Source organism: Aquabacterium sp., from assembly GCF_035476535.1.
Taxonomy (GTDB): Bacteria; Pseudomonadota; Gammaproteobacteria; order Burkholderiales; family Burkholderiaceae_C; genus Pseudaquabacterium.
On the sequence record NZ_DATILJ010000271.1, the window covers coordinates 1 to 26,420 of the forward strand.

The window sequence follows — 26,420 nt, forward strand, 5'->3', positions numbered from 1 at the left end:
GAAGAACTGAGCTATGCAGCCAACCTGATCCAGAGCCGCAACTTCCGCGCCTTCGAGGCCTTCATCATCGCGACCGGCATCTACCTGCTGCTGTCGGTGGGCGTGCGAGCCCTGCTCAACTGGGCCGGTCCGCGTTATCTCTTTGGAGGCAGGCGTGGTTGATTTTTCTTTGTGGGACATCTTTCGCAACCTGCTGCTGGCCGCGCGCTGGACGGTGGGCCTTTCGCTGATCGCCTTCATCGGCGGGGGCCTGGTCGGCCTGACCCTGCTGGTGGCGCGCACCGCGCGTTGGCCCGGTGCCGAGCGCTTCGTTGCCGGCTACGTGCAGCTGTTCCAGGGCACGCCGCTGCTGATGCAGCTGTTCCTGGCCTACTTCGGCCTGGCGCTGTTTGGTGTGGACACCTCGGCCTGGATGGCCGCGGCCGTGGCGCTCACGCTCTACACCAGTGCCTTTCTGGTCGAGATCTGGCGCGGCTGCGTGGCCGCCGTGCCCAAGGGCCAGTGGGAAGCGGCGCAGAGCCTGGCGCTGAGCTTTGGCGAACAACTGCGCTACGTGATCCTGCCGCAGGCCACGCGCATCGCCATCGCACCCACCGTCGGCTTTCTGGTGCAGGTCGTCAAAGGCACGGCGCTGGCTTCGGTGATCGGCTTCATCGAGCTGACCAAGGCCGGCACCATGATCACCAACGCCACCTTCCAGCCGTTTTTGGTCTACAGCTGCGTGGCCCTTCTGTACTTTGCGCTGTGCTTCCCCGTGAGCCTTTATGCGCGTTCCCTGGAAAGGAAACTCAATGCAAATCGCTGAACCCACCGTGACAGGTACTCCGCTGGCCAAGGCCAGCCCCATCGTTGACATCCACCAGCTGCGCAAGTCCTACGGCAGCAACGCGGTGCTCAAAGGCATCGATCTGCAGGTCAAGCCCGGCGAGGTGATCGCCATCATCGGCAAGAGCGGCTCGGGCAAGAGCACGCTGCTGCGCTGCATCAACGGGCTGGAGACCTTTCAGCAAGGCGCGCTGACGGTCGACGGCCAGGCGCTCAAGCATGGCGACGCCAAGGCCATGCGCGCGCTGCGCCAGCATGTGGGCATGATCTTCCAGAGCTTCAACCTGTTCCCGCACTTGAGCGTCGGCCGCAACGTGATGCTGGCGCCGCGGCTGGTGAAGCAGCGCAACACCGCCGAGGCCGAGACGCAGGCGCGCCAGCTGCTGCAGCGCGTGGGCCTGGCCGAGAAGTTCGATGCCGCGCCCGACCAGTTGTCCGGCGGCCAGCAGCAGCGGGTGGCCATTGCTCGCGCGCTGGCGATGGAGCCGGCCGTGCTGCTGTGCGACGAGATCACGTCGGCGCTGGACCCGGAACTGGTCGGTGAAGTGCTGCGTGTCGTCGAGTCGCTCGCCGAGGAAGGCATGACGCTGCTGATGGTCACCCACGAGATGAACTTCGCGCGCAAGGTGGCCGATCGGGTGGTCTTCATGCACGCCGGGCGCATCCACGAGATGGGCCCGCCGGCCGCGCTGTTCGGCGACCCGCAGACGCCGGAGCTGAAGCAGTTCCTGTCGGCGCTGCATTGAACGGCGGCGGGCCCATGGCGCGGCCTATGCGGCCTGTCACGGGCTTGCTGGCAAAATAGGCCATGACAACACCCACACTCATCACCACCCAGACTTTCACCGATGCCGACGCGGCGCTCGATCATGCCGCCACCATCTACACCAGCGGCATCGCCCACCTGCGGCAATCGCTGCAGGACTTCGTCGGCGGCAAGACACCCGCCACCCGGATCCGCGCCTGCTACCCCTTCGTGCGCGTGCGCACCGACACCGTGGTCCGCGCCGACTCCCGGCTGTCCTTCGGCTTCGTCGCCGGCCCCGGGGTTTATGAAACCTCGCTGACCCGGCCCGACCTGTTTGCCGACTATTACCGCGATCAGTTCCACCTGCTGCTGAAGAACCATGGCGGCCCGCTGGAGGTGGGCCTGTCCAGCCAGCCGATCCCGATCCACTTCTCGTTCGCGCAGCACGACCACATCGAAGGCACGATGCCGCCCGAGCGCCGCATCCTGATGCGCGATGTGTTCGACCTGCCCGACCTGGCGGCGATGGACGACGGCATCGCCAACGGCACACAGGAAATCCGCGCCGGCGAACCGCAACCGCTGGCGTTGTTCACCGCGCCGCGCGTGGATTATTCGCTGCACCGGCTGCGCCATTACACCGGCACCGCGCCCGAGCACTTCCAGAACTTCGTGCTGTTCACGAACTACCAGTTCTACATCGACGAGTTCGTGCGCATGGGCCACGAACTGATGGCCAAGCCGCTGGGCCAGGGCGCGCTGCTCGACCCGGCGCCCACCGCCAACGGCCACGCCGCGGGCTCGGGAGCGCCGTCCGGCGATGGCGACGACTACATCGCCTTCGTCGAGCCCGGCAACGTGGTCATGCGCCGCGCCGGCCTGCCCGCCGAGCACGACGATGAGCTCGGCGCGCCGCCGCCGCGGCTGCCGCAGATGCCGGCCTATCACCTGATGCGAGCGGATCGTTCGGGCATCACGATGGTCAACATCGGCGTCGGCCCGGCGAATGCCAAGAACATCAGCGACCACATCGCCGTGCTGCGGCCGCACGCCTGGTTGATGCTGGGCCACTGCGCGGGGCTGCGCAACACGCAGCAGCTGGGCGACTACGTGCTGGCCCACGGTTATGTGCGCGAAGACCATGTGCTCGACGAAGAGCTGCCGCTGTGGGTGCCGATTCCGCCGCTGGCCGAGGTGCAGCTGGCGCTGGAACAGGCGGTGGCCGATGTCACGCAGCTGAAGGGCTTCGAGCTGAAGCGCATCCTGCGCACCGGCACCGTGGCCTCCACCGACAACCGCAACTGGGAGCTGCTGCCGCACCCGGGTCCGGAGCGGCGCTTCAGCCAGAGCCGGGCGGTGGCCCTGGACATGGAGAGCGCGACGATCGCGGCGAACGGCTTCCGCTTCCGCGTGCCGTATGGCACCTTGCTGTGCGTCAGCGACAAGCCCTTGCACGGTGAGATCAAGCTGCCGGGCATGGCGAACCAGTTCTACCGCGAGCGGGTGGACCAGCACTTGCGCATCGGCATGCGGGCCATCGAGCTGCTGCGCGGGCAGCGCATGGATCAGCTGCACAGCCGCAAGCTGCGCAGCTTTGCCGAGGTGGCATTCCAGTAGGCCGTGGGTTCGCGCCGCGGCCGTGCGCTCAGGCCACGGCCGTGAAGCGGCGCAGCAGTTCGCGCAGCTCGGACAGGTTCAGCGGCTTGGTCATGAAAGCATCCATGCCTGCCGCGCGGCAGGCGTCGCGGGCTTCGCGCGATGCATTGGCGGTGGCCGCGACGACGGCAAACGGCGCCACATCGCCCAGGCGCTGCAACTCGCGCAGCCGCACGCTCGCGTCGATGCCGCCGAGCACCGGCATCTCCAGGTCCATCAACACCAGTTGCGGCGGCTTCTGGCGGCACTGGTCGATGGCATCCAGCCCGTCGTGCGCCGTGCGCACCTCGTAGCCCAGTGCCTCCACCAGCGCGCGGCCGACCGTGCGGTTCACGTCGTTGTCATCGACCAGCAGCACGTCGGGGCGATCGTCCAGCCCGAGTGGCGCGGGCATGGTGTTGCCGCCCCGACTGCTGTCGTACGGCAAGGCCCGCTCGGCGAACTGCGCCAGCTCCAAGGGACTGAACGGCAACACGCACAGCTCGAAGCCTTCCACGGCGGCCGGCTTGCCCAGCAGCGGCGAGCCGGCGGAGACCGCGAACACGCACTCGGTCTCCGGCGGCAGATGCTGGCGCAAGGCCCGCACCAGCCCCCCGTCGACATCGGCGGACTCGACGACGATCAGCAGCGCCGGGGCAGGAATCGGCGGCCCCATGCCCGGCGCCAGCCCGCGTGCCACCGCCAGCGCGCCGGCGCAGGAGCGGAAGCGGGTCACGCGCCAGCCCAGGCGCTGCAGGCGGCGCTCGCCCCAGTCGGAGGACATCTCGCCGTGGTCGACCAGCCAGACACGGGCACCGGCCACCTCGGCCTCTCTCGACGCGAAGCGTTCGACGGCACCGGGATAGACCAATCGGGCCTTCAGCAGCACGCCTTCACGCGCGTCGCACGAACAAGTCACCGACGCACCCGTGTTGGGGCAGATGCCGGCCGCCTGGCGCGTTGCGGCATCGGTCGATCGGGCATCCGGCAACTCCGCCAGCCGCAGGCGCGAGAACACCGCATCGAGTTGCGACGCTTCACGCAGGCCGCCGGTGCCTGCCGCTTCGATCAGCACGGTGCACACGCCCGTGTCGTCGAGGCTGGCTTCGGCGCTGAACATCACGAAGCCGGAGGCCATGATGTCGACCAGCCCCAGCAGCAGCCGGTGGATGCCGCATTGCACCTCGACCGGATCGTCCTCGACGATCACGCTGGGGCCGCGGAAGTCGAATGAATAGGCCAGGTGGCCGGCCATCGCCTGGGGCACGACCTGGCGCGTCACGCGGGTGAAGAGCTCGGCAAAGTCGAATGCCTGCGTCGCGCGTGCCAGGGGTTCGAAGCCCGCTGCCAGACGCGACAGCGTGGCGATCAACTGCACGGTGTCCAGCGGCTTGGCCAGTACCCGGTCGAACTGCCCGTCGACCGTGCGCAGGTCGCGCACCGCGTCGGGCTCTCCCGTCAACGCAATGAGGTAAGGCGAATCTTGCGGAAAATGTTGGCGAACGCGCCGCGCGACCTCCACCCCGTCCATGCCGGGCATGCGCAGGTCCAGCACCACGGCATCGGGATGCAGCGACAGCGTTTGCCGCAAGGCCTCGAGGCCGTCATAGGCGGTGCTGGCCTGGCAACCCAAAGCCGCCTCGATCAGGCACGCCGTTGTATCGGCCATGTCGTGGCTGTCGTCGGCAATCAGGACGCGCAACGCCGATGCAGGGTGGGGCTGATTCGCTGACATCAGACCCTGCCCAGGGCAACTGGCATGCCCGCCCGGGCGCAGGCGTGCTCGCTCAGGCCTGGCGCCGTGCGCGGTACAGCATGTCCAGCGTGATGTGCCGCACTTCCAGCTTGCTCTGCTCGATGTGCGCCCGCAGCAAGCGCTGCGCCTCATCGCCACGCCGCCGCGTGATCGCCCGCAAGATGCGCGCATGCTCGTCGTAGGTGGCCTCGACGCGCGCGGACTTGGTGAAGTCCAGCCGGCGGATGATGCGGATGCGTTCGGTGATCTCGCGGTGCACCCGCGCCATTTCACGGTTGCCGCTGCCTTGCACCAGCAGCGCATGGAACTGCTCGTCGAGCCGGCCGACTTCCGCGCCATCGGCCACGCGCTCGGCCGCCGGCACCAGCCAGACATCGGCCAGCGTGGCCAAGGTGCTGCGCGTCTCGGCCTCGGCCAGGTGCATCGCGGCGTGGCATTCGATCAGCACGCGCAGGTCGTACAACTCGTCGAAGGTGTCGAAGTCCAGCGGCGCCACCTGCCAGCCGATCTTGGGCAGGACCTGCAGAAAGCCTTCACGCTCCAGCCGCTGCAAGGCCTGGCGCAGCGGCGTGCGGCTCACCTCCAGGCGCTGCGCCAGTTCACTTTCGCTGCAGCGGTCGCCCGGCATCAACGCGAAGTCGAAGATCATCTGCTTGATGCGGGCATAGGCTTGGTCGGCCAGCGTCGCCGGTTCGGGCGGCAAGGGCATCACGGCAGCGGCGGGACGGAGCGAAGACATGGCCTGTCGATGATACGCAGCGCCGCGCCTCAGCCGTCGAACGCAATCATGCTGACATGGGCGGCGACGATCTTCCAGCCGTCGTCGAAACGCACCCAGGTCTGGCTCTGGAAGCCGCGCAGCGGACTGTCGGTGCGCACGAACTCGACCTGCACGGTCGCCACGTCGTCGCCGAAACTGTTGATGCGCAGTTCATGCAGCGTGCGGGTGAAAGCCGGTGCCGGTGTCGCCGCGCGGAAGGCGCGCAAGGCCTCGGCCCCCCACTGCCGGTCGGCGATGCCGTAGCGCGTGACACGCTCGTCGTTCCAGAAATACGCATCCAACGCCGCGCGGTCGTTGGCCATCAGCGCACGCTCGTAGTCGTGGAACGCCTGAGTCAACTCGGCCGCCACCTGGGCGTCGTTGATCACCCGGGCCCTCATCGGCTGGCCAGCCATGCGCGCCAGCCGCCGAAGGCGCTGATGTCGGTGGCGCCCTGCACCGCCGCCGGTTCGCAGATGAAGCCCTTGACCCAGCGGCCATCGGCCAGTTGCACCGAGCCCAGGCCCAGCGGCGGCGGGATCAGCGCCAGGAAGGAGCCAACGGCGGCCAGCGGCATCTCGTAGACCTCCAGCGCGATGGCGTGGCCTGTCTCGCCTTCCGCCACCCGCACCAGCCCGGGCTTGGGTGGCTGGGTGTTCGGTAGCGCGAACAGCCGGTACTGCGCCGCCGTGCTGGTGCGCGCCAGCAACCGGCAGCCGCGCTCGAGCAACTGGCCATGCAAGGGCATGCCTTCGAGGTGCGCGCCGACCACGGCGATCTGCAAGCTCGGCTCGCACGCCGGCAACGCCTGAAGCGCGCGGTCCGCCGGCCGCGCCTCACGCAGTCGGCAGCCCAGCGGCAGCGCGCGCGCAGCTTCCCAGCGCGCACCCAGCGCGGCCAGCGCGGCATCACTGCCGCCGGGGCCGATGAAGGTGACGCCGAAGGGCAGCCCGCTGCTGCTGAAGCCGCTGGGCACCGCGAGCGCGGCCAGCCCGAGCAGGTTGACGAAATTGGTGAAGCGCCCCAGTTCGGAGTTGCGCAGGATGGGTTCGGCGACCACCGCCGCACGCGTCGGGCAGGTCGGCGCAGTGGGCACCATCAGCACGTCGATGTCCTGCCACAGCGGCGCCAGCTGCTGCTTCAAGCTTTCCAGGGCATAACGCCCTTTGAACGCGGCCACGGCGTCGAACCCACGGGCCGCGGCGATCACCTGGCGCACCACCGGGTCCAGCGCCGTGGGCTCCTGCTCGATCAGCGGCTGCACCACGGCGTAGCGTTCCGCGACCCAGGGCCCGTCGTACAACAGGCGAGCCACCTCGTAGAACGGTTGCATGTCCACCGCTTGGGGCTGCACCTGCCAATCCAGCAACTGCAGCAGCGCGTCGTCGAAGGCGCTGGCGTAGCCGATGGCGGCGTCGCAGCCCGGCTGCTCGGGCACGCCCACGCGCAGGCCATCGCCGCCGCTGCCGAACCAGCCCGGGCGTTGCACTGGCGGCTGGAACACCGGCTCGTCTTGCGCGCCCTCGATGACCGCCATCACCTGCGCGGCATCAGCCACCGTCAGCGCAAACACCGACACCACGTCCAGCGTGCGGCAGGCCGGCAGCACACCAGCCATCGGCACGCGGCCCGGCGTGGGCTTCAGGCCCACCAGGTTGTTGAAGCCGGCCGGCACGCGGCCCGAACCGGCGGTGTCGGTACCCAGCGCGAAGCAGACCAGACCACGCGCCACCACCGAGGCCGAGCCCGAACTCGAGCCGCCGCTGACATAGGCCGCATCGAAGCTGTTCGGCACCTCGCCATACGGCGAGCGCGTGCCGACCAGCCCGGTGGCGAACTGGTCCAGGTTGGTCTTGCCGACCAGCACCGCGCCGGCAGCTATCAGCCGTTGCACGACGGTCGCATGGCGCTGCGGCGCGTGGCTGAAAGCCGGGCAGGCTGCGGTGGTCGGCAGGCCGGCGACGTCGATGTTGTCCTTCACCGCGAAGGGCACGCCATACAGTGGCAGGCTGGCCGGTGACAAGCCATCCAGGCGCTGCAGTTGCGCCTCGATGAAGGCCTCGTTGCAGCGCAGGATCCAGGCCGTGTCGTCGGCATGGTGCTGCGCCAGCAAGGGCGCGAGCAGCTGGCGCAGCGAAGCGCCGGGGTCGGCCAGGGCCCCGCGCCAGTCGGCCAGCGTGAGCGGCGCGCCGGCGAAGTTCATGTCTTCAGCGCCGCGATCACCGCGGCGGCCGGTGCGGTCCAGCCGACGATACCGCCTTGCGCGGTGATCATCGCCAGCGTTGCCGCCTTGAATTCGGGGAAGTAGCTCTCGGTGGCGTCTTCGACCAGCAGGCAGTCGTAGCCGCGGTCGTTGGCTTCACGCATCGTGGTCTGCACGCACACTTCGGTGGTCACTCCGGTCAGTATCAATTGCGTGATGCCACGCGCCTGCAACCGGGCCTGCAGGTCGGTGGCGTAGAAGGCCCCCTTGCCGGGCTTGTCGATCACCAGCTCACCGGCGATCGGCGCCAGCGCCGGCACGATGGCGTGACCCGGTTCGCCGATGACCAGCACACGGCCCATCGGGCCGACATCGCCGATGCGCAGCGTCGGCGCGCCGCGCAGGCGCTTGGCCGGCGGACAATCGTGCAGATCGGGCGCATGGCCTTCGCGCGTGTGCACGACGAAACCGCCGGCGCCGCGCCAGGCTTGCAGCAGCGCCTGCAGCGTCGGCACGATGGCCTGCAGCCGCGTGACGTCATTGCCCAGGCTGGCGCCGAAGCCCCCGGGTTCGACGAAATCGCGCTGCATGTCGATGATCACCAGCGCGGTGCGCGCGACAGTGAAGTGGTAGGGCATAGGCCGAGCATCGGTCAAGAGCGTCATGCCGCCTCCTTCACCGGCGCATGCGCCTTGCCGCCCATGAAGGCGCCGAGTTCATGCCGGTCGGCGGCATGACCGGCCACGTCGTGCACGATGCGGCCTTCGCTCATCACGACGATGCGGTCGGCCAATGCCAGCAGTTCGTCGAGGTCTTCGCTGACCAGCAACACTGCGGCGCCGCGGTTGCGTGCAGCCATCAAGCGGCCATGGATCTCGGCCACCGCGGCGAAGTCGAGACCGAAGACCGGGTTGCTGACCAGCAGCAGATTGGCTTGGCCGCTCAGTTCACGTGCCAGCACGGCGCGCTGCACATTGCCGCCGGAGAGCGTGCGGATCGCCGCACGCTCTCCCTGGGTCTTGACGCCGTACTCGGTGATCCATTCACGCGCGCGCTGGCGCAAGGCGCCCCAGCGCACCCAGCCGCCGAACTGCGGCAGGATGGCAAAAGGCGCTTCGTCGAATTGCCGCAGGCCCATGTTGTGCGCCACGCTGAGTTCACCGACGCAGCCGTTCTGCAAGGGCTCCTCGGGCAAGCTGCGCACCTTGCGCTCGCGGTTCTCGGCCCGCGTGGCCTTGAAGACATGGCCATCCACGCTCACCTGCCCGCCTTCACGCGCGCGCTGGCCGGTGAGCGACTGCATCAGTTCACGCTGGCCGTTGCCGGAGACACCGGCGATGCCGACGATCTCGCCACTGCGCACGTCGAGGTCCAGCCCGCGCACGGCCTCTTCGCCACGGTCGCCACGCACCCGCAGGCCACGGATCGACAAGCGCACAGCGCCCTGCTCGCGAACTTCGCGCGTCAATGCCGCCTGCGCCACCTTGCCTTCGCCGACCATCGCCTGTGCCAGCTGTTGCGGCGTGCTGTCGGCCACCAACAGGCTGGCCACCAGCTTGCCGCGGCGCAGCACGCTGACATCGTCGGCATGCTCGGTGACCTCGCGGAACTTGTGCGTGATCATCACCACAGAACAGTCGCCGGCATGCGCGCGCGCGCGCAGCGCGCCCAGCACTTCGTCGGCCTCCTGCGGCGTCAGCACCGAGGTCGGTTCGTCCAGGATCAGCAGGCGCGGCTTGAGGAACAGCTGCTTCAGGATCTCCAGCTTCTGTTTCTCGCCGGCCGACAGGTCCAACGGCCGGGCATCGAGGTCGAGCTTGAACGGCGCCGTCTCGAGGAAGGCCGCGAGTTCGGCACGCGCGGCCTTCCAGTGGATCACCGCCGGCAGCTTGCCGCGGGCCAGCAACAGGTTCTCGGCCACCGTCATGCCCGGCACCACGGTGAAGTGCTGGTAGACCATGCCGATGCCGAGTTCGCGCGCAACGGTGGGCGAGTGGATGTCGTGCTCGCGGGCATCGACCATCACCGCGCCATCGTCCGGCCGGTAGTAGCCGACGATGCACTTCACCAGCGTGCTCTTGCCCGCGCCATTTTCGCCAAGCAGCGCGTGCACGGTGCCCGGGCGCACGGTGAGCGAGACGCCATCGAGCGCGGTGAACGGCCCGAAGCGTTTCGTCAGGTTATAGGTTTCCAGCGTGGTCGCGTTCATGTCGTCAGGGGAACGGTTTGGCCATGGACGCGCCTTTCATGGAATAGGAATCGCTTGCAGGCCGGACAGGGCTTCGATCACGGCGCCCGAATTCGACACCGCGCCGAAAACGCCGCCCTGCATCAGGATCATCTTCAGCGCGGCCTCGTGGTTGCCGCGGTCGGTAGCGCCAGTGCAGTCGCTCAGCATCACGCACTCGAAGCCGCGGTCGTTGGCTTCGCGCATCGTCGTGTGCACGCACACATCGGTGGTGATGCCGGTCAGGATCAGGTTGCGGATGCCGCGGGTGTGCAGGATCAGCTCCAGATCGGTGGCGCAGAACGAGCCCTTGCCGGGTTTGTCGATGATGGGTTCACCGGCCAGCGGGTACAACTCGGGAATGATGTCCCAGCCCGGTTCGCCGCGCACCAGGATGCGGCCGCAGGGCCCGGCGTCGCCGATGCCGGCGCCGATCTGCTGCGAGCGCCAGCGCTTGTTGGCCGGCAGGTCGGCGAGGTCGGGACGGTGGCCTTCGCGCGTGTGGATCACGTGCATGCCGACACGGCGCGCAGCCGCCAGCAAGGCCTTCAAGGGCTCGATCGGAGCGCGTGTCATCGACAGGTCGTAGCCCATCTTGTCGACATAACCCCCGACGCCGCAGAAGTCGGTCTGCATGTCGATGATGACCAGCGCGGTGTTCTGCGACGTGAAGGCACCGTCGAAGGGCCAGGCATAGGGTTCGGAGGCAATGGTCGGCATGGCGGCAGGTCCTTGGATGTCGTTGCGGCGGCGGGTCAGCGTGATACGCCCAGTTCCATCGGCGCACCTTTCAGCGAACGCTGTGGCGAACAGGTGGCCACCAGGATCAGCAAGGTCAGCGCATAGGGCATCGCATTGAACAGGTAGTAGCCGCCGCCGATGCCCACTGACTGCAGCGCCGGCCCGATCGCGCCGGCGCCGCCGAACAGCAGTGCCGCGCCGAGGCAGCGCTTGGGATCCCAGCGCGCATAGATCACCAGCGCCACGGCGATCAGGCCCTGCCCGCTGGACAGGCCTTCGTTCCAGCTGCCCGGGTAGTACAGCGACAGCGACGCGCCGCCCAGCCCGGCGATGAAGCCGCCGGCCGTGGTGGCCGCGATGCGCACCGCGTTGACCGAATAACCCAGCGCGCGGGCGGCGTCGCTGGAGTCGCCCGCCATGCGCACGACCAGGCCGTAGCGCGTATTGGCCAGTCCCCAGGACATCAGCGCCGCGAGCGCCACGCCGATCGGGAACAGCGCATTGATCGACAGCGCGCTCTGCACCGACGGCGAACTGCTCCAGGCGCCCAGCCCGATCGACGGGATCTGCGCTGCCTGCGGCTGGATCAGCGGCTTGCCGAGGTAGAAGGCCAGGCCGGCACCCAGCAGCATCAGCGCGATGCCGGTGGCGATGTCCGACACGCGCTGCAGCGAGCACAGCATGCCGTGCAGCGAAGCCAGCGCGGCGCCGCTGATGCCGGCCAGCAGCACACCGAGCCAGGGCGAGCCGCTCAGGTAGGAGCCGGCGAACCCGGCCATCGCCGAGAACACCAGCACGCCTTCGAGACCGAGGTTGATGCGGCCGGATTTTTCGGTCAGGCATTCCCCGAGGCTGACGAACAGGAAGGGCGTGCCGACACGCACCGCGCCGCCGATGATGGCCAGCAGCAGGTCGAACACCATGTCAGCCGTCACGGGATGGCCCTCCCCATGTTCGCGACGAGGCGCAGCTTGACCATCGCCGGCACTTCCAGCTGGAACAGCCGACCGCGCAGCGCTTCAGCCGCCAGGATGAAGACGAAGGCAAAGCCCTGCAGCACCAGCACCGACGCATCGGGCAGACCCAGCCGCCGCTGCAGCAGGCTGCCGGCCGCGCCGAAACCGCCGAACAGCAGTGCGACGATCGGAATCGTCCATGGGTTGTGGCGCGCAACGAAGGCGACCAGGATGCCGGTGTAGCCCAGGCCGGCGATCACCGAAGCATTCGCCGATGTGTGCACCGCCGCCACCTCCACCGCACCGGCCAGGCCGGCACAGGCGCCACCCGCCGCGCAGGCCAGCAGGATCAGCCGATTCGTCGGCAGGCCGACCAGGCGCGCGGTACGGGCGTTTCCGCCGACCACGCGCAGCGCGAAGCCCGAGGCCGTGAAGCTCAACCACACGCCCGCGGCAAGACACAGCAGCAGGCCGATGGCCAGGCCCCAGTGCACATCGCCCAGCACGCTGTCGGCGCTGATCGGCCCGATGCGCAGCCCTTCGGCCAGCGGCCGGGTCGACGGCTTGTTCAGACTGGCCGGGTCGCGCATCGGCCCTTCGACGAAGTGCTTGAACAGTGCAATCGCGATGTAGCCCAGCAGCAGGCTGGAGATGGTTTCGTTGACGCCGCGGTACTGGCGCAGCGCCCCCGCCAGTGCCACCCAGGCCGCACCGAGCAGCGCGCCGGCGGCCAGCACCAGCAGGCTGCCGCTCACATCAGCCGGCAGCGGCATCAGGTAGGGCAGGCCGGCGCAGCCCAGGGCGCCCAGCACCAGCGCGCCTTCGCCGCCGATCACCGTCAGGCCCGCACGCGCCGGCAAGGCCACGGCCAGCGCCGTCAGCATCAGTGGCGCGGCACGCTGCAGCGTGTTCTGCCACGAGAACGCGTCGCCAAAAGCGCCCTTGAACAGCAGCGTCCAGGCCTCCAACGGGCTTTGCCCACCGAACCAGACGAACAAGCCGAACAGCAGCAGTGCGGCGGCCAATGCGCCGGCCGGCAGCAGCACGGCTTCGGCAGGGGCGTGCCAGGGGCGGGCGAGGCGGGCCATGGTCTTGGGCCGTTCAGACCTTGCCGATCACGCCTTCAACGAGGTAGTTCATGCCTTCGAGCTCAACATCCGTCTGCTTGAAGGCCTTGCCCTTGGCGATCACCACCTTGCCGGTGTTGTCCTTCAACTCGCCGGCGAAGATGTCGAAGCTGCCCTTGAGCATCTTGGCGCGGATGTCCTCGGCGTTCTTGCGCGCGCCTTCGGCGACCATCGAGCCATAGGGCGAGCTCTTGACGAAGCCGTCCTTCAGGCCGCCGCGCACGAAGTTCGGATGCGGCTTGCCAGCCTTCGCGGCTTCGATGATCTGGGTGTAGGCGGTGAGCCAGTTCCATTCGGCGCCGGTCAGGTAGGCCTGCGGCGCCAGCTTGGCCTGGCTGGCGTGGTAGCCGCAGACGAACTTGCCGCGCTTGGCGGCGGTTTCGACGATGACCTTGGGCCCGTCGACATGCATCGTGAACACGTCAATGCCCTGGTCGGCCAGGCTGTTGGTGGCCTCGGCCTCCTTGACCGGCATCGACCAGTCGCCGGTGAAGATCACCGTGGTCGTGATCTTCGGGTCGACCGAGCGCGCGCCCATCGTGAACGCGTTGATGTTGCGCAGCACCTGAGGAATCGGCTTGGCGGCGATGAAGCCGATCTTCTTGCTCTTGCTGGCGTGGCCGGCGACCACGCCGTTGAGGTACTGCGCCTCGTCGATGTAGCCGAAGAAGCTGCCGGTGTTCTTCGGGTGCTTGCCTTCGGTCCACATGCCGCCGCAATGGGCGAAGCGCACGTTCGGGTTCTTCGCCGCAATGGCCAGCATGTGCGGATCGAAATAGCCGAAGGAGGTGGGGAACAGCAGCGCCGCGCCGTCCTGCGCAATCATGCCCTGCATGGTCTTTTGCACGGCGTTGGTTTCGGGCACGTTCTCTTCTTCGACCACCTTGATGCCGGCCATCTTCTTCACCAGCGCCACGCTCTCCGCCTGGGCCTGGTTGTAGCCGTAGTCGTCGCGCGGGCCGACGTAGATAAAGCCCACCGACACGGGCTTCTGCGCCAGGGCATCGAGGGCGATGCCTCCCGCCGCCAGTGCGCCGGCGCCACGAATCCAGTCACGACGGTTCCAGTATTGATGCGTCATCGCTGCTCACTCCTGCTTGGATGAAAGGCTGGTCGGCGTGAGATCCCCGCGGGATCGCACTTGCACGCCATCTGGTGTTCTGATCGGTATACAAGCAAGCGGTGGGCCAGCCGATTTCCCGGGTTGCACCGCAAAAACCGCACCGTGCCTGGGCAAATCAGCCCTGACGGCCCGCGTTGGCGCACAACGGTGGTGCGCGCCGGCGGCGTCTCGTTACCTACCGCGCACTTCGTCTGGCTTTTGCCGCGGCAAGTGCCGCCGTCGCGGACACGCTGGCGGGAAAGCCGCGGGCGCCCGATGCCGGCCTGGCGGGCCGGGCCTGGCGCCGCCGGAACCAGGCGATGTGCGACACCAGCTTGCGGCGCAGCGCACGCTGCTCGGCGACCAGGGCGTCAATCTCGGCGATGCGCGACTGCAAGGTTTCGATCATCTCGTCGATCGACAGCGTGCCGGCGCGGTAGCGTGGCAGCGCGTCGCCCAGCACCTTCAGCGACAGGCCGATCTCGCGGCCCATGCCAAGGAAGGTGACCTCGCGCACGCAAACCTCAGCGAACTCGCGGTACCCCGAGTCCAGCCGTTCAGCGCGGATCAGGCCCTGCGCCTCGTAACGCCGCAGTCGGTGTACCGACACCCCCGTGCGCCGCGCCAGTTCTGAAATCTTCATGCAATCCAGCTTAGCAAGCCTCGCACGGTGCGAGGCTCGGTCACCCGCCCGCCGGAACGGCAGTGTTTGCCCTGCCCCCCATCGTGCCCCTCTTGCGCCGCGCTGCCGACAGGCATAGGCTGGACTTCCCCCCGGGGAGCACCTGCCCGCTGGCTCATTTGGTGCGGGCGACGTTTGGGGCCTCTTCTGGCTGAAGTGGCCAGAGGAGACCGCTCATGCCAAGCCCACAGCCGTCCGGCGCCGTCCAGGTGGCCGACATCCGCACCCTGGCCCTCGTCGGACCCGCCGCCGCAGGCAAGACCAGTCTGGCCGAGGCCCTGCTGGTGAAGGCCGGTGCCATTGGCGCCGCCGGCAGCCTGGAACGCGGCAGCACAGTCAGCGACTACGACCCGATCGAGCGCCGCATGCAGCATTCACTGAATGCCTCGGTGATGCACATGATGCATGCCGACACGCGCATCCACTTCATCGACACCCCCGGCGGCCCCGACTTCGTCGGCCAGAGCCTGCCGGCGCTGGAGGCGGTGGAAACGGCGGCGGTGGTGATCAACGCGGCCACCGGCATCGAGCCGATGGCCGTGCGCATGATGGACTACGCGGCGCAGCGCCAACTGGACCGCATGATCATCGTCAACAAGATCGACGCGCAGGGCGTGGACCTCGCCGCGCTGCTGACCGAAATCCAGGCCACCTTCGGCAAGGAATGCCTGCCGCTGAACCTGCCGGATGGCGGCGGCAGCAAGGTCGTCGACTGCTTCTACAACCGCGAGGGTCACAGCGATTTCGGCGCGGTGGATATTGCGCACCGCGCGCTGGTGGAACAGGTGGTGGAGGTGGACGCGGCCTTCGTCGACCGCTACCTGAACGACGGCGATGTCGATGCTGCCGAGCTGCATGCACCGCTCGAACAGGCGCTGCGCGAAGGCCACCTGATCCCGGTGTGCTTCGTCTCGTCGCGCACCGGCGCCGGCGTGGCGGAGTTGCTGGACATCATCGTCAAGCTGCTGCCGAATCCGGGCGAGGGCAATCCACCGGACTTCCTGAACGGCGAAGGTGCCGATGCAGCGCTGATGCATGCGCTGCCGGATCCCGACGCGCATGTGCTGGCGCATGTGTTCAAGGTCACCGTCGACCCCTATGTCGGCAAGATGGGCGTGCTGCGCGTGCACCAGGGCACCATCACCAAGGACAGCCTGCTCTACGTCGGCGATGGCCGCAAGCCCTTCAAGGTCGGCCACCTGTTCATGCTGCAGGGCAAGGACCATGTCGAGGTGCCGCGCGCGTTGCCGGGCGACATCTGTGCGGTGGCCAAGGTCGACGAGCTGCACTTCGACGCGGTGCTGCACGACGCGGCCGAGGACGACCACATCCATCTGAAACCGCTGCCCTTCCCGGTGCCTGTGCATGGCCTGGCGATCAGCCCGAAACGCCGCGGCGACGAGCAGCGCATGTGGGAGATCATGAGCAAGCTGATCGATGAAGACCCCTGCCTGAAGATCGAGCATGTCGCGGCGACCAACGAAACCATCGTCTACGGCCTGGGCGAACTGCACCTGCGCATGCTGATGGACCGGCTGCGCGAGGTCTACAAGTTCGAGGTCGACACCAAGCCGCCGCGCATCGCCTACCGCGAGACGGTCACCGCGCCGGCCGAGGGCCACCACCGCCACAAGAAGCAGACCGGCGGTGCCGGGCAGTTCGGCGAGGTGTTCCTGCGCATCGAGCCGCTGCCGCGCGGGGCGGGCTTCGAGTTCCTTGACCAAGTCAAGGGCGGCACGATTCCCGGGCAGTTCATCCCGGCGGTCGAAAAAGGCGTGCGCGAGGTGCTGGCCACCGGGGCGATTGCGGGTTATCCGGTGGTGGACGTACGGGTCATCGTCTACGACGGCAAGCACCACACGGTGGACAGCAAGGAAATCGCCTTCGCCACCGCCGGGCGCAAGGCCTTCCAGGCGGCGATCCGCGAGGCCCGGCCGATCGTGCTGGAGCCGATCGTCAATGTCGAGATCACCGCGCCGGACAGCGCGATGGGCGACATCACCGGCGATCTGTCGGCCAAGCGCGGGCTGATCAACGGCACGCACAACGGCGCCATCGGCACCATGGTGGTCAAGGGCCAGGCGCCGCTGTCGGAGCTGACAGGCTACCAGTCCCGGCTGAACGCGATGACCAGCGGCCAGGGGCGCTACACGCTGGCGCTGTCGCACTACGAGGCCGTGCCGCCGACGGTGCAGCAGCAGCTGACCAGCAGCTACAAAGCGCACGAGGAAGAATGAGCCCGGCGGGCGGACCGCGGCCGACAGGTGCCGGCCCAGCCCGCCCTTGCCTGCGCTGCGGCTACCCAGGCCGCAGCCGGGACCTCAGGGCTTCTTGGCCTTGTCGGTTTCGGCGTGCCACTTGCGCAACTGGTTCATCCACTCGGTCCAGTCCTTCGGGCCGGTCTCGTGGCGCTTCTTCAGGTTGTCCAGCACACCGGCCCAGGCCTTGTCGAAGTAGGCATGAGCCTTGTCCCATTCACCGCCGTCGCCCCAGCCGGTGTGGGTGAGCCGCACGCGCGTGTTCGCCGCATCCACCGGCTCGAAGCGCAGCACCACGAAGGTCCGCTGCGCGCGCGCCTCGGCCAGATGGGGCGGCGCGTTCCAGTCGAAGCTGAGCATCTTCATCGGTTGCAAGGCCATGAAGCGCATGTCGTCAGCACCCTTCTGGCCGGGCGCGCCCAGCGGATCGATGTGGATGTGGAAGGCCCCACCGACACGCGGTTCGATCACCGCATCGGGGGCAAAGAAGCTGGTGATGCCCTCCCGCGTGGTCCACGAGGCCCAGACCTTGTCCAGCGCCGCCGGCACGACGACTTCTTTCTCGATGGCCCGCTCCGCCGCCTGCAACGGCGACACCAGCATCAGCCCGATCACGGGCAACAGCCAAGCCAGGCGCGCAACGCTACGGCGGAAGTTCATCGAAAGCTCCAGGTCGGTGAAGGCTTCACGTTAGCGGGCGCCGACCCTGCGCGTCAATGCCGGCCGGGCTGCCTCAGATGATGCAGCGGCGTTTATCATCGAGGCATGTCCCCTCCGCCTGACGTCGCGCGCATCCGGCTCGACAACGCCCTGCTGCTGTTCGACGAATTTGTGCAGGCCACTGTCAGCGCCCCCGACGCCGCCACGCTGCGCGGACTGGAACGCCGCTTCGCCGAACGGCTGCAGATTCAACCGAGCTACTGGAGCCAGATCAAGGGCCGCTCGCGCCAGATCGGCGAGCGGCTGGCGCGGCAGTTCGAACAGCTGTGCCGCAAGCCCCATGGCTGGATGGATCAGCCGCACGGGGACGGCAGCGGGGCGGCATCCGCGCCGGCGGCCACCGAGCAGTTGCCGGGGCATTTGCCGCAGGACGATGACGAAAGATTCATCGTCGGACTGGTGTTGACCTACTACCGCCGCCATCCGCAGCGCGCACGCACGCGGCTGCTCGATCTGCTGGGCGAAGTGCTGACGCCGTCACCGCCGGCAGCCCCCTCGCCGGCGAAGGCCGGCACGGCCGTGCCCAAGCCCGAGCCGGTGGATGAAATGGCCTTGTGGGCACGCAGCCAGGCCGGTGTGGCGCCGCTCAAGGGCAAGCGCTGAAACGCGACTGAAACCACAAACCCATCAGGAATTACCCGAGCCCCCAGCTTGAAGTCTTGCGCAAGATAAAGAAATGTTTATCATCTGCGCAAGTCGTTGATACAGCCCCTGCCCCGGCAGCCGGCCCGCACGACGAAACCCCGTGTTCAACCCCTCACCGTCCGAGTTCCGACTGTTCATGTTCGCTCCCATGTCCTGTGTTGTCCCGATCGCTGTGCGCCTGGCGCCAGCCGTGTCGGGTCAGGCTCATGCGCGCATGGCAGGCACCGGTCATGGTGTCGAAAGCGCCCCACCCGGGGGCATGGCTGGCTGACAGCGACCTCACCGTCGCGTCACCCTCCACGGCCCGGGTCGCTTTCAGCACCCGGGCCGCTGTCTTTGTGCTGTTCACTTTGTCGAACTCGATCCGTTCCATCCGCCCAGGAGGCCAACCATGAAGATCACCGTCAACACCCTCAAGCCCCGCAACCCGCTGGTGGCTGCCTGTCTGCATCGCCACGCCGGTGCTCATCGACGACCCGCCGGCGCCTTGCGCCAGATGGCCAAGCGAGAGCTGCAGCGCGCGCTGCTGAAAGAACGACATCCCTGCACCTGAACAACAGGGGCCCTCCCAGCCAGGTCGGCGGGTGTGGCGCCTTTGGAGATGACCATGAGCAAGACCCTGCAAGGCTTCTACAGCCCTCTCGCCGCCCCCCGCGGCAGCCTGATGCGGCGCGGCGCCGCACTGGCATTGCGCAGCGCCAGCAAGACGCTGGCCAAGCTCTCGCGCCGTGTGCGTGCCGCGCAAGCCGCTAACCGCGTGCAGCGTGCGCCGGAGCTGGAGTTCTACGCCGAGGCCGGTGCGCCCGAAGGCGCGCTGTACCTGGACGGCGAATACGTCGGGCACGTGCCCGGCGTGACCCGCCTGTGATGCGCGGCTGTTCTACGAGGAGCCCACGATGACCACCGCCGACGACGCGTTGCGACTGCTGGTGCACCGGCAGAACCTGCGTAACACCTGCATCGCCGCCGACACCGATGCACATGCACCGCTGGCCCCCGGCCAGGCGCGCATGCGCATCGACTCCTTCGCGCTCACCGCCAACAACGTCACCTACGCGGCCTTCGGCGAGGCGATGAAGTACTGGGAGTTCTTCCCGGCCGAGCCGTCCACGCTGGGCTGCATCCCGGTGTGGGGTTTCGCGACGGTGGTTGAATCCCGCGCCGTAGGTGTCGAGCCCGGCGAACGCTGCTTCGGTTTCTGGCCGATAGGCAGCCACCTGCTGGTGACGCCCGCCCGCGTCGATGCGCAAGGCTTTGTCGATGGCGCAGCGCATCGCCAGGCCTTGCCGTCGGCCTACAACCGCGTGCAGTTCTGCCGCAGCGACCCCGGCTATGTGCAGGCCCACGAGGCACGCCAGGCCTTGCTGCGCCCGCTGTTCATCACCTCTTTCCTGATCGACGATTTCCTGGCCGAGCAGAGTTTCTTCGGCGCACGCCAGGTGCTGCTGTCCAGCGCGTCGAGCAAGACGGCATACGGCACCGCGCTGTGCCTGTCCGGTCGCCATGGTGATGCAGCCAGCGTCGCTGTGACCGGGCTGACCTCGCAGGCCAACCTCGAGTTCACGCGCTCGCTCGGCTGCTACGACCAGGTGCTGGCCTACGACGACCTGAGCGCGCTGGACCCCGAGGTCCCGACGGTCTATGTCGACATGTCCGGCAGTGCCGCGCAGCGCATGGCGGTGCACACGCACTTCAACGGCGCGCTGAGCTACAGCTGCGCCGTCGGCGGCACGCATTGGGATGCACTCGGTCCCGGCAGTGGCCTGCCCGGACCGCGGCCGACCCTGTTCTTCGCGCCGACCCAGCTGCGCAAGCGAACCCATCCTCCCCCCGAGGGATGGGGGCCGGAAGGCTTGCAACAGCGCATCCAGGCTGCCTGGGCCCGGCTGATGGCGGCGATGGACGGCGCCGGCCGCTCGCCCTGGCTGGTTGTGCATGAAGGCCACGGGGTCGATGCCGTGCGCCAGGCCTACCTGTCGCTGATCGAAGGCCGCACGGATCCACGTGCAGGGCATATGCTGTCGTTCTGGCCGCCCGCAGCTCAAGCTTGAACGGCGTCGGCCGACAACACGGATACGAGGCACTGAAACCAGAGGCCGTCCATGTCTCACGTCATCGACACGCCATTCATCATGCAGGCCCCGCGAGACGTGGCGGCCTGGGTGAATTGTTTTGCGCAACTGGAGATTCCGGTGCTGGCAAGCACGGTGGCGGCCGTCGCCGAACTGGGCATGAACGAAGATGCGGTGGATGCCCACCTGCTGTCCGACACGCTGGGCGACGACCCGCTGATGGTGTTGAAGCTGCTGCGGCATGTCGCGGCGCGGCGCTCGGCCCGCGCCACCGCCGATGCGGAAACCGTCACCGCCGCCGTGCTGATGCTCGGCATCCCGCCGTTCTTCCATGCCTTTGGCGACCAGGCCTCGGTCGAGGACCGGCTCGCCGGCCAGCCCGAGGCATTGGCCGGTTGGCATGCGGTGCTGCAACGCTCGCATCGCGCGGCGCGGTTCGCGCTGGGTTTTGCGGTGCATCGCATGGACCACGACGCCACGGTGATCCACGAAGCCGCGCTGCTGCACGACTTTGCCGAGATGCTGCTGTGGGTGCACGCGCCGGCGCTGGCCCTGGAGATCGCGGCACGGCAGTTGGCCGATCCAGGCTTGCGCTCGGTGGACGCGCAGCAAGCCGTGCTGCACGTGGGCTTGTCAGACCTGCAGCAGGCGCTGATGAAGGCCTGGCGCCTGCCCGAGTTGCTGGTGAAGATCAGCGATGATCACGCCAGCGTGTCGCCCCAGGTGCGCAATGTGCAGCTGGCGATTCGCCTGGCACGCCACACTGCGCGGGGCTGGGACAACGCGGCGCTGCCAGACGATATCGCCGAGATCGCCACGCTGCTGAACATGGCCCACGAGCCGACGCTGGCGCTGCTGCACGAAATCGACAGCTGAGCCGGCGCGGGAGCACACGGCGTCAGACGGCTGGTGCCTGCAGCCGGCGCGTCACCTCGTCCCAGATCTCGGACCGCATGATCATGTGTACATGCGCCGTATCGGCGAGGTGACGGTTGTCCGCGCCAGGCAGCATGGCCGTGGCCGCCGGAAAGACGATGTTGTCGCAGTGACCGAAGAAGCAGGTGAAGCGGGCATAACGTTCAACAGGCTCGGCGGCAGCCAGCGCCTGCAGCCAGGGTCCGTTGCGCCGCATCTGGCGGCCGTTGGCTGTCATTGCGAACCGCGCCAGCCAAGTGCCGTGGTGCGGCGTGCCGATGGTCACGACACCGGCGCAGCGCACATCGGCCTGGGCTGAACGCAACCAGGCGCGCGAGGCGAGGCCGCCCATGCTGTGCGCGACGATCAACGGGGGCACGCCGGTCAGGGCCTGCAGCCGCGACACGGCCCCGTCGACCAGCGGCACATAACTGTCGATATCGCCGAACACCGGCTCGAGGTTGATCGCCACGAAGGGAACGCCCTGGGCTCGCAAGCGCCGCAGCCAGGGCGTCCACAAGCCCCGGTTGCACACGAAACCATGGATCAGCACGATGCCACGCTGACCTTGCGCCGTGGCCGGCAAGTGGTCCGGCACGGCGTTCGGGCGCCAGGGCTGGCGCCAGCCGAACGTGATCACGCCCATCAACACCTCGCCCAGCCAGGCGCGGCACAACTGCAGGGCCGTCGGTGCCGGTGCGGGGTGTGGATCACTGAGGCGGGCCAGCAGCAGGAATTCAGCCGCCAACACCGGGGCGTGCGGCAGCAGCACCAGCAGCAGGCCAACGCATCGCCACGGCCAGGCCAGCTCGAAGCGCGCACTGACGATCACCCAGGCGCAGGCCAGCAACAGCACCAGCAGGCCGAGGCCGCGTTGCAGGCGGGCGAGTGTTGAACGGGGCATGTGGGAGGCCCTGCTATCAGGGGTTGAGGCGCGAGGAGGACAAGGCGATCGCGCCGCGGCAACGACACAGCACAGGTTAGGCTTGCACCGATGAACACGGCAGGCCGCGAGATTCTGCAGCACCTGACAAACGTCGAGCAGCTGCGCGCCGAACGCGCGGCTGACAAGATGCTCGGCGAACGGGTTGCCGCAGTGAAAGCCTATCAGGCGTTGCGTTTTTCACGCAGCTACGCCGATCTGCTGCAGCATCCACGCTACCAGGGCGCCACTCGCTTCTTTCTCGAAGACCTGTACGGCCCGCAGGAGTTCGGGGCGCGCGATGCGCAGTTCGCCCGCGTGGTGCCGGCGCTGGTGCGCATGTTCCCCGAGGACATTGTGGCCACCGTGGCTGCGCTGGGCGCCCTGCACGCCCTGTCCGAATCGCTGGACAGCGACATGGCGCGCCATGCGGAATTGCCGCCCATCGACGCCAGCACCTATGTGCGGCTGTGGCAGGCCACCGGCCGGCCCGAGGCACGCCAACAGCAGGTCAATTTGACGATCCGCATCGGCAAGGCGCTCGAGCGCTACACGCGCAATCCTGTGCTGCGCGGAACGCTGCGCATGATGCGCGGGCCGGCGCGCGCCGCCGGCCTCGGTGATCTGCAGCGCTTTCTCGAACACGGCTTCGACACCTTCGGTGCGATGCGAGGCGCCGCCGAGTTTCTCGACACCATCCAGGCACGTGAAGAAGCATTGGCGCGAGCCCTGTTCGACAGCGGCGCCATCACCTTGGCGACCGCGCTGGCTAGCGGTACGTCTACGGCGGCGGCGTCGCCGTTAGGACAATTACCGTAGCGCTGCGGGGCTTGGCATCCCGACCATGCGGGGCCTGCTGCTAACAATCACACCGGAGCAATTGTGGACAGACCCTGGCTGAAGAACTACCCCGATGGCGTCAAGCCCGAAATCGACACGATGGCCTTTGCCTCGCTGATCGATCTGCTCGAAGACGCGTTCCGCCGCCACGCCCGCCGGCCGGCTGCCGAGTGCCTGGGTTCGCGCTTGCGCTTTGGTGACGTTGATGATCTTTCGCAGGCCCTCGGCGCCTGGTTGCAATCCAAGGGGCTGGAGCCGGGCAGTCGTGTGGCGGTGATGATGCCCAACGTGCCGCAGTACATGGTGGCCATCGCGGCCATCCTGCGTGCCGGCCTGGTGGTGGTAAATGTCAACCCGCTGTACACGCCACGCGAGTTGCAGCATCAGCTGAAGGACTCGGGGGCGCAGGCGATCATCGTGCTCGAGAACTTCGCACCGACGCTGGAAGAGGTCATCGACAACACCGACGTGCGGCATGTGGTGCTCGCCGCGATGGGCGACTTGATGGGCTTCTGGAAGGGCCAGGCGATCAACTTCGCGGTGCGCCACCTGAGCAAGATGGTGCCGGAGTTCCGGCTCCCGCTGGACGGTGGCCGCAGCGTCACCCGGTTCAACATGGCGGTGGCCGAAGGCACTCGCCTGTCCCTGAAGCGGCCGCAACTCGGACCGGACAGCGTGGCGTTCCTGCAGTACACCGGCGGCACCACCGGCGTCTCGAAAGGCGCCACGCTGCTGCACCGCAATGTCGTGGCCAATATCCTGCAGACCGAGGCGTGGTTCAAGCCGGTGCTCGACACCGTCGGCGACCGCCAGTTGACCGTCGTGTGTGCCTTGCCGCTCTACCACATCTTCGCGCTGACGATTTGCTACCTCATGGGCGCGCGGCTGGGCATGCTGAACCTCCTGATCCCGAACCCGCGCGACATTCGCGGTTTCGTCAAGGCGCTGCAGGGCCACCGCGTCAACATGTTCCCCGCGGTCAACACGCTGTACAACGCGCTGGCCAATGACGCTGAATTCACGCGGCTGGACTTCTCTGGCCTGGTCGTTGCCAACGGCGGCGGCATGGCGGTGCAGCAGTCGACGGCCGAGTTGTGGCTCAAGGTCACCGGCTGTTCGATCGTCGAGGGCTATGGTCTGTCGGAGACCTCGCCGGTGGCCACCACGAACCGGCTGGACATCAAGGGTTTCACTGGCACCATCGGCATGCCGGTGCCGTCGACCGACATTGCCATCCGCGACGACGACGGCCGCGATGTGCCACACGGCCAGCCGGGTGAGATCTGCATCCGCGGGCCACAAGTGATGGCCGGCTACTGGAATCGCCCGGACGAAACGGCGAAGGTCATGACCGGCGACGGCTTCTTCAAGTCGGGTGACGTGGGGGTGATGGACGACGGCGGGCAGATTCGCATCGTCGATCGCAAGAAGGACATGATCCTGGTGTCCGGCTTCAATGTGTACCCGAACGAAATCGAGCAGGTCGTGAACCTGCATCCCGGGGTGCTGGAGTGTGCAGCGATCGGCATTACCGACGCCAAGTCGGGCGAAGCGGTGAAGTTGTTCGTCGTCAAGCGCGACGGCACATTGTCCGAGGATGACTTGATGAGCTACTGCAAGGACAACTTCACGGCCTACAAACGACCGCGCGTCATCGAGTTCCGTGACGATCTGCCGAAGTCGAATGTCGGCAAGATCCTGCGGCGCGAGTTGCGATCGGCGGCCTGAGCGTTGCACCGATGGCGGGGGCACTGCAGGCCGAAGAGATCGGTGTTGCTCTGCGACGCGTTGGCGCGCAGTTGCTGGTACGCGGCTGGTTGTCAGCCAACAGCGTTGTCTTCCGGGAACACGGGCACAAATCCGCGTTGGTTGTCGATACGGGTTACGTGAGCCATGTGGAACAAACCGTGTCACTGGTTCGCCAAGCCATCGGCGCGCGAACGTTGGGGGCGATCGTCAACACGCACCTGCACAGCGACCACTGCGGTGGCAACGCCGGATTGCAGCGTGAGTGGCCCGCCGCAACGATCGCCGTGCCCTGTGGTTACCTTGCCGCGTTGATGCCTTGGGACGAATCCAGGCTCAGTTACCGCCACACAGGTCAGCGCTGCGAAACCTTCGTGCCTGACACCTTTCTCGCGCCCAATACGGAAGTACAACTCGGCGGTTCATCGTGGGAAGTCCACGCTGCGCCCGGGCACGACCCCGATGCAGTACTGCTGTTCGAGCCGCAAGAGGGCGTGTTGATCAGCGGCGACGCGCTCTGGGAGAACCGGCTCGCGATCATCTTCCCCGAGTTGGCCGGTGATTCCGGCTTCGATGCCACGCATCACGCTTTGGATCTGATCGAGCGCCTGCAACCTCGGCTGGTACTGCCAGGTCATGGCGGGGCCTTCAGCGACGTTGCCAGCGCGCTCGCGCAATCCCGCGCTCGCTTGAACGCATTCGTGAAGTCGCCGGATCGGCATCGCAAACACGCGGTGCGCGCCTTGGTCGTGTACCACATGCTGGAGGTTCAGCAGCAAAGCCATGCGGAGCTAGCCGCGTGGATCACCGGGACGCCGATCTTCGGCGCGACACTTGGGTGCGCGCACGACCCCGATCTGGCAAATCAGCTCGCGACGGAGACTGTCGGCAGTTTGATCAGCGACGGCGTGCTGAGCGCGTCGGCAGATCACATCAGACTCGCCATTCGCGATTAGCGGTGCAAAAAGCGAAAAGCCCGATCTCTGGCGAGATCGGGCTTCCGGATTATTAGCCTGACGATGTCCTACTTTCACACGGGAACCCGCACTATCATCGGCGCAGAGGCGTTTCACTGTCCTGTTCGGGATGGGAAGGAGTGGGACCACCTCGCTATGGTCATCAGGCTTAACTTGTTGCCGGCCTGACGGTGTCAGGTCGACCAATTCACAGAGTATCGAATCAGCTTTTGATTGCGTTGCCAAGTGGCATAACGTGAGTATTGTGTACCGTACCACGGTTGCCAATACTATGAACACGTCAAAATTATAGGGTCAAGCCGCACGAGCAATTAGTACTGGTTAGCTTAACGCATTACTGCGCTTCCACACCCAGCCTATCAACGTCCTGGTCTTGAACGACTCTTCAGGGGGCTCAAGGCCCCGGCAAGACTCATCTTGAGACGAGTTTCCCGCTTAGATGCTTTCAGCGGTTATCTCTTCCGCACTTAGCTACTCGGCAATGCCACTGGCGTGACAACCGATACACCAGAGGTGCGTCCACTCCGGTCCTCTCGTACTAGGAGCAGGCTTCTTCAAATCTG

Annotated in this window: 25 protein-coding genes, 2 rRNA genes and 1 pseudogene; 13 read left to right on the plus strand and 15 right to left on the minus strand. The window is 67.3% G+C overall.

The features are described 5' to 3' along the window. The 4 genes and pseudogenes from VLK61_RS26865 to VLK61_RS26880 form a co-directional block, all read left to right on the plus strand. Positions 1-162: pseudogene (locus VLK61_RS26865) on the plus strand (amino acid ABC transporter permease); the annotation flags it as partial. After that, a complete protein-coding gene (locus VLK61_RS26870) occupies positions 155-805 on the plus strand; it encodes an amino acid ABC transporter permease (RefSeq protein ID WP_325425812.1) in 651 nt (216 codons plus the stop codon). The pseudogene VLK61_RS26865 and the gene VLK61_RS26870, both read left to right, overlap by 8 nt. Further along, a complete protein-coding gene (locus VLK61_RS26875) occupies positions 792-1,571 on the plus strand; it encodes an amino acid ABC transporter ATP-binding protein (protein ID WP_325425814.1) in 780 nt (259 codons plus the stop codon). Before VLK61_RS26870 ends, VLK61_RS26875 begins: the two co-directional genes overlap by 14 nt. Before the next feature lie 62 nt (positions 1,572-1,633). Further along, positions 1,634-3,190 (plus strand): AMP nucleosidase, encoded by a 1,557-nt coding sequence (locus tag VLK61_RS26880; protein WP_325425816.1) that lies wholly within the window; start codon positions 1,634-1,636, stop codon positions 3,188-3,190. Positions 3,191-3,218: 28 nt separating this feature from the next. Here the strand turns inward: VLK61_RS26880 and VLK61_RS26885 are convergent, their stop codons facing one another. From VLK61_RS26885 to VLK61_RS26935, 11 genes are all read right to left on the minus strand, one after another. Next, positions 3,219-5,096: a response regulator gene (locus VLK61_RS26885; RefSeq protein ID WP_325425818.1), complete on the minus strand. Its 1,878-nt coding sequence runs from the start codon at positions 5,094-5,096 to the stop codon at positions 3,219-3,221. Continuing rightward, the gene (locus VLK61_RS26890) at positions 4,996-5,703 is read right to left on the minus strand and encodes a GntR family transcriptional regulator (protein ID WP_325425820.1); all 708 of its coding nucleotides are present in this window, start codon (positions 5,701-5,703) and stop codon (positions 4,996-4,998) included. Before VLK61_RS26890 ends, VLK61_RS26885 begins: the two co-directional genes overlap by 101 nt. 29 nt (positions 5,704-5,732) lie before the next feature. After that, the gene (hpxZ, locus tag VLK61_RS26895) at positions 5,733-6,125 is read right to left on the minus strand and encodes an oxalurate catabolism protein HpxZ (RefSeq protein WP_325425822.1); all 393 of its coding nucleotides are present in this window, start codon (positions 6,123-6,125) and stop codon (positions 5,733-5,735) included. Continuing rightward, a complete protein-coding gene (gene atzF, locus VLK61_RS26900; RefSeq protein ID WP_325425824.1) occupies positions 6,122-7,927 on the minus strand; it encodes an allophanate hydrolase in 1,806 nt (601 codons plus the stop codon). Before atzF ends, hpxZ begins: the two co-directional genes overlap by 4 nt. Continuing rightward, entirely contained in the window at positions 7,924-8,592 is a 669-nt protein-coding gene (locus tag VLK61_RS26905) for a cysteine hydrolase family protein (protein ID WP_325425826.1), read from the minus strand. Before VLK61_RS26905 ends, atzF begins: the two co-directional genes overlap by 4 nt. After that, complete coding sequence (locus VLK61_RS26910; RefSeq protein ID WP_325425828.1) at positions 8,589-10,136, minus strand: ABC transporter ATP-binding protein; 1,548 nt, start codon at positions 10,134-10,136, stop codon at positions 8,589-8,591. Before VLK61_RS26910 ends, VLK61_RS26905 begins: the two co-directional genes overlap by 4 nt. Positions 10,137-10,172: 36 nt before the next feature. After that, entirely contained in the window at positions 10,173-10,874 is a 702-nt protein-coding gene (locus VLK61_RS26915) for a cysteine hydrolase family protein (RefSeq protein WP_325425830.1), read from the minus strand. Between the two features lie 35 nt (positions 10,875-10,909). Continuing rightward, complete coding sequence (locus tag VLK61_RS26920) at positions 10,910-11,818, minus strand: ABC transporter permease (protein WP_325425860.1); 909 nt, start codon at positions 11,816-11,818, stop codon at positions 10,910-10,912. Positions 11,819-11,826: 8 nt separating this feature from the next. Further along, the gene (locus tag VLK61_RS26925) at positions 11,827-12,939 is read right to left on the minus strand and encodes an ABC transporter permease (RefSeq protein WP_325425832.1); all 1,113 of its coding nucleotides are present in this window, start codon (positions 12,937-12,939) and stop codon (positions 11,827-11,829) included. A gap of 13 nt (positions 12,940-12,952) precedes the next feature. Beyond that, positions 12,953-14,059 carry a BMP family ABC transporter substrate-binding protein gene (locus VLK61_RS26930; protein WP_325425834.1) on the minus strand — a complete coding sequence of 369 codons (1,107 nt, stop codon included), beginning with the start codon at positions 14,057-14,059 and terminating at the stop codon, positions 12,953-12,955. 217 nt (positions 14,060-14,276) lie between these two features. Further along, positions 14,277-14,723, minus strand: a complete 447-nt coding sequence (locus VLK61_RS26935) for a MerR family DNA-binding transcriptional regulator (protein WP_325425836.1) — start codon at positions 14,721-14,723, stop codon at positions 14,277-14,279. Between the two features lie 215 nt (positions 14,724-14,938). Between VLK61_RS26935 and fusA the strand changes: the two genes are divergently transcribed. After that, positions 14,939-16,999 (plus strand): elongation factor G, encoded by a 2,061-nt coding sequence (fusA, locus tag VLK61_RS26940; RefSeq protein ID WP_325425838.1) that lies wholly within the window; start codon positions 14,939-14,941, stop codon positions 16,997-16,999. A gap of 84 nt (positions 17,000-17,083) precedes the next feature. Here the strand turns inward: fusA and VLK61_RS26945 are convergent, their stop codons facing one another. After that, on the minus strand, positions 17,084-17,680 hold the full coding sequence (locus VLK61_RS26945; RefSeq protein ID WP_325425840.1) for an SRPBCC family protein: 597 nt from the start codon (positions 17,678-17,680) through the stop codon (positions 17,084-17,086). 105 nt (positions 17,681-17,785) lie between these two features. Between VLK61_RS26945 and VLK61_RS26950 the strand changes: the two genes are divergently transcribed. The 5 genes from VLK61_RS26950 (at position 17,786) to VLK61_RS26970 (ending at position 21,333) form a co-directional block, all read left to right on the plus strand. Continuing rightward, positions 17,786-18,343 carry a hypothetical protein gene (locus VLK61_RS26950; protein WP_325425842.1) on the plus strand — a complete coding sequence of 186 codons (558 nt, stop codon included), beginning with the start codon at positions 17,786-17,788 and terminating at the stop codon, positions 18,341-18,343. Positions 18,344-18,776: 433 nt separating this feature from the next. Then, complete coding sequence (locus VLK61_RS26955; protein WP_325425844.1) at positions 18,777-18,938, plus strand: hypothetical protein; 162 nt, start codon at positions 18,777-18,779, stop codon at positions 18,936-18,938. 54 nt (positions 18,939-18,992) lie between these two features. Next, entirely contained in the window at positions 18,993-19,253 is a 261-nt protein-coding gene (locus VLK61_RS26960; RefSeq protein ID WP_325425846.1) for a hypothetical protein, read from the plus strand. Positions 19,254-19,281: 28 nt separating this feature from the next. Further along, complete coding sequence (locus tag VLK61_RS26965) at positions 19,282-20,436, plus strand: DUF2855 family protein (RefSeq protein ID WP_325425848.1); 1,155 nt, start codon at positions 19,282-19,284, stop codon at positions 20,434-20,436. A gap of 51 nt (positions 20,437-20,487) precedes the next feature. Continuing rightward, positions 20,488-21,333 carry an HDOD domain-containing protein gene (locus VLK61_RS26970; protein WP_325425850.1) on the plus strand — a complete coding sequence of 282 codons (846 nt, stop codon included), beginning with the start codon at positions 20,488-20,490 and terminating at the stop codon, positions 21,331-21,333. Between the two features lie 22 nt (positions 21,334-21,355). On the opposite strand, the gene VLK61_RS26975 is transcribed toward VLK61_RS26970, so the two are convergent. Continuing rightward, entirely contained in the window at positions 21,356-22,276 is a 921-nt protein-coding gene (locus tag VLK61_RS26975) for an esterase/lipase family protein (RefSeq protein ID WP_325425852.1), read from the minus strand. Between the two features lie 90 nt (positions 22,277-22,366). Here VLK61_RS26975 and VLK61_RS26980 point away from each other — a divergent pair, with 90 nt between their 5' ends. The 3 genes from VLK61_RS26980 to VLK61_RS26990 all read left to right on the plus strand — a co-directional run bounded on the left by VLK61_RS26980 (position 22,367) and on the right by VLK61_RS26990 (position 25,836). After that, positions 22,367-23,113 carry an FFLEELY motif protein gene (locus tag VLK61_RS26980; RefSeq protein WP_325425854.1) on the plus strand — a complete coding sequence of 249 codons (747 nt, stop codon included), beginning with the start codon at positions 22,367-22,369 and terminating at the stop codon, positions 23,111-23,113. A 63-nt stretch (positions 23,114-23,176) separates the two neighbouring features. After that, positions 23,177-24,862 (plus strand): long-chain-fatty-acid--CoA ligase, encoded by a 1,686-nt coding sequence (locus VLK61_RS26985; RefSeq protein WP_325425856.1) that lies wholly within the window; start codon positions 23,177-23,179, stop codon positions 24,860-24,862. A gap of 11 nt (positions 24,863-24,873) precedes the next feature. Further along, positions 24,874-25,836 carry an MBL fold metallo-hydrolase gene (locus tag VLK61_RS26990; protein WP_325425858.1) on the plus strand — a complete coding sequence of 321 codons (963 nt, stop codon included), beginning with the start codon at positions 24,874-24,876 and terminating at the stop codon, positions 25,834-25,836. Positions 25,837-25,891: 55 nt separating this feature from the next. Here VLK61_RS26990 and rrf read toward each other — a convergent pair. Beyond that, a 5S ribosomal RNA gene (gene rrf, locus VLK61_RS26995) occupies positions 25,892-26,004 on the minus strand. Between the two features lie 143 nt (positions 26,005-26,147). Then, positions 26,148-26,420, minus strand: a 23S ribosomal RNA gene (locus tag VLK61_RS27000); the annotation flags it as partial.

Coding starts and splice junctions, on each gene's coding strand:
- VLK61_RS26875 (WP_325425814.1), top strand. CDS start 792: ATGCAAATCGCTGAACCCACCGTGACAGGTACTCCGCTGGCCAAGGCC.
- VLK61_RS26880 (WP_325425816.1), top strand. CDS start 1,634: ATGACAACACCCACACTCATCACCACCCAGACTTTCACCGATGCCGAC.
- VLK61_RS26885 (WP_325425818.1), bottom strand. CDS start 5,096: ATGAGGCGCAGCGCTTGCTGCGGGCGCACATCGAGCAGAGCAAGCTGG.
- VLK61_RS26890 (WP_325425820.1), bottom strand. CDS start 5,703: ATGTCTTCGCTCCGTCCCGCCGCTGCCGTGATGCCCTTGCCGCCCGAA.
- hpxZ (WP_325425822.1), bottom strand. CDS start 6,125: ATGAGGGCCCGGGTGATCAACGACGCCCAGGTGGCGGCCGAGTTGACT.
- atzF (WP_325425824.1), bottom strand. CDS start 7,927: ATGAACTTCGCCGGCGCGCCGCTCACGCTGGCCGACTGGCGCGGGGCC.
- VLK61_RS26905 (WP_325425826.1), bottom strand. CDS start 8,592: ATGACGCTCTTGACCGATGCTCGGCCTATGCCCTACCACTTCACTGTC.
- VLK61_RS26910 (WP_325425828.1), bottom strand. CDS start 10,136: ATGAACGCGACCACGCTGGAAACCTATAACCTGACGAAACGCTTCGGG.
- VLK61_RS26915 (WP_325425830.1), bottom strand. CDS start 10,874: ATGCCGACCATTGCCTCCGAACCCTATGCCTGGCCCTTCGACGGTGCC.
- VLK61_RS26920 (WP_325425860.1), bottom strand. CDS start 11,818: ATGGTGTTCGACCTGCTGCTGGCCATCATCGGCGGCGCGGTGCGTGTC.
- VLK61_RS26925 (WP_325425832.1), bottom strand. CDS start 12,939: ATGGCCCGCCTCGCCCGCCCCTGGCACGCCCCTGCCGAAGCCGTGCTG.
- VLK61_RS26930 (WP_325425834.1), bottom strand. CDS start 14,059: ATGACGCATCAATACTGGAACCGTCGTGACTGGATTCGTGGCGCCGGC.
- VLK61_RS26935 (WP_325425836.1), bottom strand. CDS start 14,723: ATGAAGATTTCAGAACTGGCGCGGCGCACGGGGGTGTCGGTACACCGA.
- fusA (WP_325425838.1), top strand. CDS start 14,939: ATGCCAAGCCCACAGCCGTCCGGCGCCGTCCAGGTGGCCGACATCCGC.
- VLK61_RS26945 (WP_325425840.1), bottom strand. CDS start 17,680: ATGAACTTCCGCCGTAGCGTTGCGCGCCTGGCTTGGCTGTTGCCCGTG.
- VLK61_RS26950 (WP_325425842.1), top strand. CDS start 17,786: ATGTCCCCTCCGCCTGACGTCGCGCGCATCCGGCTCGACAACGCCCTG.
- VLK61_RS26955 (WP_325425844.1), top strand. CDS start 18,777: ATGAAGATCACCGTCAACACCCTCAAGCCCCGCAACCCGCTGGTGGCT.
- VLK61_RS26960 (WP_325425846.1), top strand. CDS start 18,993: ATGAGCAAGACCCTGCAAGGCTTCTACAGCCCTCTCGCCGCCCCCCGC.
- VLK61_RS26965 (WP_325425848.1), top strand. CDS start 19,282: ATGACCACCGCCGACGACGCGTTGCGACTGCTGGTGCACCGGCAGAAC.
- VLK61_RS26970 (WP_325425850.1), top strand. CDS start 20,488: ATGTCTCACGTCATCGACACGCCATTCATCATGCAGGCCCCGCGAGAC.
- VLK61_RS26975 (WP_325425852.1), bottom strand. CDS start 22,276: ATGCCCCGTTCAACACTCGCCCGCCTGCAACGCGGCCTCGGCCTGCTG.
- VLK61_RS26980 (WP_325425854.1), top strand. CDS start 22,367: ATGAACACGGCAGGCCGCGAGATTCTGCAGCACCTGACAAACGTCGAG.
- VLK61_RS26990 (WP_325425858.1), top strand. CDS start 24,874: ATGGCGGGGGCACTGCAGGCCGAAGAGATCGGTGTTGCTCTGCGACGC.